At 66.2% G+C, this 4847-nt stretch carries 2 protein-coding genes and 1 CRISPR repeat array; of the genes, one reads left to right on the top strand and one right to left on the bottom strand.

Going from position 1 to position 4847, the window contains the following annotated elements:
* Positions 1-200 precede the first annotated feature (200 nt).
* Complete coding sequence (locus tag ABTW95_RS35445) at positions 201-2354, bottom strand: TIGR03986 family type III CRISPR-associated RAMP protein (RefSeq protein WP_500228614.1); 2154 nt, start codon at positions 2352-2354, stop codon at positions 201-203.
* A gap of 179 nt (positions 2355-2533) precedes the next feature.
* Between ABTW95_RS35445 and ABTW95_RS35440 the strand changes: the two genes are divergently transcribed.
* Positions 2534-3586 (top strand): SAVED domain-containing protein, encoded by a 1053-nt coding sequence (locus tag ABTW95_RS35440; RefSeq protein WP_500228613.1) that lies wholly within the window; start codon positions 2534-2536, stop codon positions 3584-3586.
* Between the two features lie 238 nt (positions 3587-3824).
* Positions 3825-4782: direct repeats of the CRISPR family, unit length 30 nt; unit sequence GTTGCGAACCCTCGCAGGGGCGATGAGGAC.
* Between the last annotated feature and the right edge of the window lie 65 nt (positions 4783-4847).

The raw sequence follows: 4847 nt of genomic DNA, 5'->3' as shown, positions 1-4847 counted from the left end.
CTTACGGGATGCCTCGTTGCTTCTGCGCTGCTGGACCTTAGACAAGCCCATCATCGCAGGCCACGGGGCATCCCTTTTGTCGTTTCCGCAACCTGGACGATCATTCATTGGTGGATCGAGGCTAAGAGGCCGTGGCTCGCTCTCTTGTCGCAGGAGGAAAGTTCCCCATTTCTGACGTCACAATCCGGTACGGATGATCTTCAGGCGTCGTATGTGTCAAGGGGCTTGCTCGCGGATTCGTCTGCCGCCGGGAGGGAGCGGCCGCGGACGACCGCGCCTCTCGCCATCTTCTCGTTTTGGGTGAACCATTCGTAGGAAAGCCCGCGCGGGTCAGGCGGGGTGACCTCGGCGGTGTGCGTCATCTTCTTCGGGCGTGTGCGCGGATAGCGGACGGGAAGGTCGAGCCCTCCGGCCGCCGCGAGGAATGCCCTCTGCGCCTTGCGCAGTTGCGGAACCTTCTGGCTCAGTTCCTCGAAGCCCGTGCGGAGCGCTTCCCAGTCAGCGGGGTCTGAGTCGGGCAGCTCCCCCGAAAGGCTCTGATAGTAGGAACGCCATGCGTGGCCGAGATGCAGGGACGTGCCGGATGAGTCAAGGTCGAGCCGGACGCTGCCGAAGCCCAGCGGCTTGCCGAGGCCGATGCGATGGAAGTAGTGCTCAGGGAGGGTCAGCAACCACAGCAGTGCGCCGAGCTCAACACCGTCCAGGTCGCGGACCTCGATGGTGAACGTGAAAACAGCACCCTTGTCAACCCAGCCCTGTACTGATCGGTTCTGGTTGTCACGCTGATCTTTGGTCGTCGCGAAGGCTCGGCCATCCCGGCTCAGCGCGGGGTTGGGGTCGTTGCCGTTGCGGGCTTCTCTCGGCCGCCGGTACTCGCGGAATCCCTTGCCGTTGACGGGCCGCTGCGTCGGATCCTCCGGGCCTTTCGGCAGCTTCCAGTAGCTCTTCTCGTTCGCGACGAGACGGTGGTGCCAGTAGACCTTGCGCCCACGAAGTCCGCGCCCTCCCCCGTTGAAGATGTCTTTCTTCTCCATGCCGTCACGGAGGGGGACCTCAGGCTTGTCGGGACTTTCGGACAGGTAGAAGCGGGCCTGCGCCGGCTTGGGCGCGCCGAGAATCGACAGGGGCATCCCATCGCCGTCGAATTCGGTCACGCGGGCACCGGGCCCGCAGGCGACGTCAGTGATACGCAGCCTGCCCCGGTACGCAGCCGGGCGGGTCCCCGAGCCCTCCGGAGCGCCCCACCCGAACACCCGGTCGGCGGGAGACATCTCCCCGTAGGCGGACGCCGGGTGCAGGCTGTCCGGAAGCATGTCGGCCGGGACATCCCCGACGTCACGCGGGATCATCACAGGGAAGAGGCCGACGACCTCGCCTCGTTCCATCTTCGCCCAGCAAAGCGTCCCTCTCGTGAGTCGAGCCCTCCCGGTCTCGTGGATGTGAGGGCTCAGCGCGATCTCGCCGATCGTGTCCTTACGCCATTCATCCGGCCTCTTGCCATCCTTGCGCCGCGGAATCTCGTCCTCGTGCTGATCGCGGTAGCTCTCCATCAGATTGCGCCACCGCGCGTACTGGCCGCTCAGTGTGAGGCGCTCCGGCTTTCGAACGTTGTAGAACAGCCGTTCATGTGTCTTCCCGACGGCGTTGCGGCCGGTCACGCAAGCGACCCCGCTGACCACCAGTTCGCCCGGCCCTTGGGGGACGAGATTCCCTTCGCCCAAAGGGATCACCTCGGCGACCGTCCACGGCCCAGTGAACGTCCTGCCCTGAGAGTTCTTCATTTGGGGCTTGAAGATCCTGGCGCGGACGGGATCCCCATGCCTCGGCGCCTCACCGGATGCGTAGGTAACGGGAGGCACGTCGTAGGCGGGCAAGCGCGCCGCTTCGCAGAGGTCGACCTCGACCACGTCGGCTTCTTCGTCGACGGAGGCGACCCGCACGGGCACCATTCCATCCACCTTGCCGCCGGTGCGGGCATCGTCGGCGACGCGACGCCAGCCCAGCGGCTCGTCATGGCCGGTGAAGACACCGAACCGGGAACCGGTCACCGCCTCATACGCCGACCGCAGCATCCCTTTGATCGACGTGCTGGGCAGGTGCGGCCTACCGTCCCGCATGAGCACCGGATAGGTCAGATGCCCCTCGATCCCGTTCTCCGCAACCGACGCGCACGCGGTGTCGAGCAGCAGCAGCGGCGTCCCGACGGTCAGTTTCACCCGGATCGACCCTGTCCAGCGATCCGGGTGGAGCCGGTCGTGGCCGGTGGGCTGGGCATCGGCGAGTGGCGCCGGTAGTCCATCGCGCGGGAACGCGGGAACGAATGTGTAGGGATTCAGGAAGGGCTCGCGCGGCATGCGGTGACGTCCTCGTTCCGGTGGCCGGTTCTTGGAGATATCCGATGGACGAGAACCGAGCCAACCAACTACCGCGCGCTGACAAGGCTCGATGTCCACATCAGGCCGGACTACAGGGATTCGTCCATCGGTACGTTGGCGCAGTCCCAAAGACGGGGCTCCTGGACTGAAAGGTGGCCATGACTCCCGACAGCATGCCGAACGTCCCCCGGCTGTCCGTGGTCGGCACCGGCGCGGGGGGTGCCTCCAAGGCAACGAAGATCATCACTGACGGACGAGTGTGGATCGCCATCGGGAGCGCCGTCGCCTCCGGCTTCGGCGTGGAAACCGTGAAGTCGCTGGTGACCTCAGAGACGAACGGGCGCTGGTGGTTCACCCTTATCTCCCTGTTGGGCATCGCCCTGATCGCGGCCGGCGTGCTCATGGAGCGGCACCGCAGCCGCCAGACGCGGGTCGGGATCGTGGTCACGGCTGCCGACCCGACCAGGGCGGCAAGCGCCATTGAACGCACAGAACTCGCCGAGGGCTACAGCCTGGAAGAATGCATGCTCGTCTTGAAGGCGCACCTGTGGTTGGGCGGCTCCCCATGGCCGGCAACGGCCGTCGACGCCCTCGCCGACGAGACCTCGGCAGCGGTGATCATGGCGCGGCGGCTGACCGGACGGACCCGGCAGGTCGACGTGGTCCCGACGATGCCGTTGCCCGCCGCGTTCCGGTTCGGGGCACGGCTCGGACACACGCACGGCTCGGAGATCGTCATTCACGCCGTCCGGCAGGGGGACTCGTTCTTTCCCGCGACGGTGCTGCGCAACTCCGCGACGACCGCTGCGCCGGGGCCCCTCGTAGTGGAGGCTCTGGAGGTCATCGATGGCGGTGACCCTTCCCTGACCGCGCTTGCGCTCGACGTGCAGGGCCAAGGAGCCCGGTTCACCGCACCGGTTCGAGAGAAGTGCAAGGAACGCGGCATCGGAAACTTGCTGCTCATTCGCAACCCAGAGACGTCCCTCCCGGAGAACCGCGAGACATTCACCGCGTGCGTCGAGCAGATCTGCCATGCATGGGCGGACGCGGGCCTGTCCACCGTCGCACGCAACGGCCGTTACTCGGTGTTCATGAACGGCCCGGTGGCTATCACCATGGCCGTCGGCGCCCGGCTCGCGAACAATCAGCCGAGCCGGTGGACGACCTACGCCTTCAACGACGCATCTCGCACCTACGAGCCCTTGGCATAGAGTCCGCTCGCCGTGATCTGAGCGGTACGGCCATGACCGACAGCGTCGTTTAGAACGAGTCCCGGGAACAAGCCCGGTCCAGGCACCACAGAGTGCAACATCGGAGGAGCAGTCGATCGCGGTGCCGGTGGACCGTTCCCGGCCCCAGGGACTGCGGGTGACCGGAGAGTACGGACTGTCGCAGCAGCTGACCAAGCGGGTGCTGGAATCCGCACTGGAGGGCAAGATCACCGACTACATTGCGAACCCTCGCAGGGGCGATGAGGACCCGGTTCCAAGCTCCCAGTCGACCCCTACCAGCTTGGTTGCGAACCCTCGCAGGGGCGATGAGGACGTGCTGTACGAGATTGATCTTTCCGCGTCCAACGCGGGTTGCGAACCCTCGCAGGGGCGATGAGGACGTCGGCCGGGTCGGCGGAGAGTTCACGCTCTTCGTGTTGCGAACCCTCGCAGGGGCGATGAAGACCCCGTTCTGCCCACCACCGTGACGGTGTGCGCGGTCATGTTGCGAACCCTCGCAGGGGCGATGAGGACGCCACGGACGAGACCATCTACCCCGCCTACTCCACGTTGCGAACCCTCGCAGGGGCGATGAGGACGAGTTCCGCGAAGGCGACCGCGTCAACATCACCATGTTGCGAACCCTCGCAGGGGCGATGAGGACCGAACAGGACCTCGCCGCCGCCCGCGCCCTCCTCGCGTTGCGAACCCTCGCAGGGGCGATGAGGACGCGGCGGACCTGCGCATAGAAGACAAGCTGATTGGTTGCGAACCCTCGCAGGGGCGATGAGGACATGTGAACCTGATAGCCGACACGGTTCAGGTAGTCCAGTTGCGAACCCTCGCAGGGGCGATGAGGACCTGTGAGGCGTTCACCCGGACCGTGTTCCTGGTCCGCCGGTTGCGAACCCTCGCAGGGGCGATGAGGACGACCGGCGCCGTCGTGGTCCGGACGCACCCCGCCTAGTTGCGAACCCTCGCAGGGGCGATGAGGACGCGGCGCGCGCTGGACGGCCGGGGCGCCGGCGCCGTGTTGCGAACCCTCGCAGGGGCGATGAGGACTCTGGGACATCGGGCAGCCCTACACCGGCCGGTTCGCGTTGCGAACCCTCGCAGGGGCGATGAGGACCCGCCGAGGTGGAGCGGTTCTTGAACCTGCTGAACAAGTTGCGAACCCTCGCAGGGGCGATGAGGACCCGCCGAGGTGGAGCGGTTCTTGAACCTGCTGAACAAGTTGCGAACCCTCGCAGGGGCGATGAGG

This window comes from Spirillospora sp. NPDC127506 (assembly GCF_040302145.1).
Taxonomy (GTDB): Bacteria; Actinomycetota; Actinomycetes; order Streptosporangiales; family Streptosporangiaceae; genus Spirillospora.
The sequence above is the reverse complement of the archived record's forward strand: the minus strand, read 5'-3'. Positions and strand labels throughout refer to the sequence as shown.

Excerpts from the sequence above, each read along its gene's own strand:
- ABTW95_RS35440 (WP_500228613.1), top strand. The coding sequence starts at position 2,534 with ATGACTCCCGACAGCATGCCGAACGTCCCCCGGCTGTCCGTGGTCGGC.
- ABTW95_RS35445 (WP_500228614.1), bottom strand. The coding sequence starts at position 2,354 with ATGCCGCGCGAGCCCTTCCTGAATCCCTACACATTCGTTCCCGCGTTC.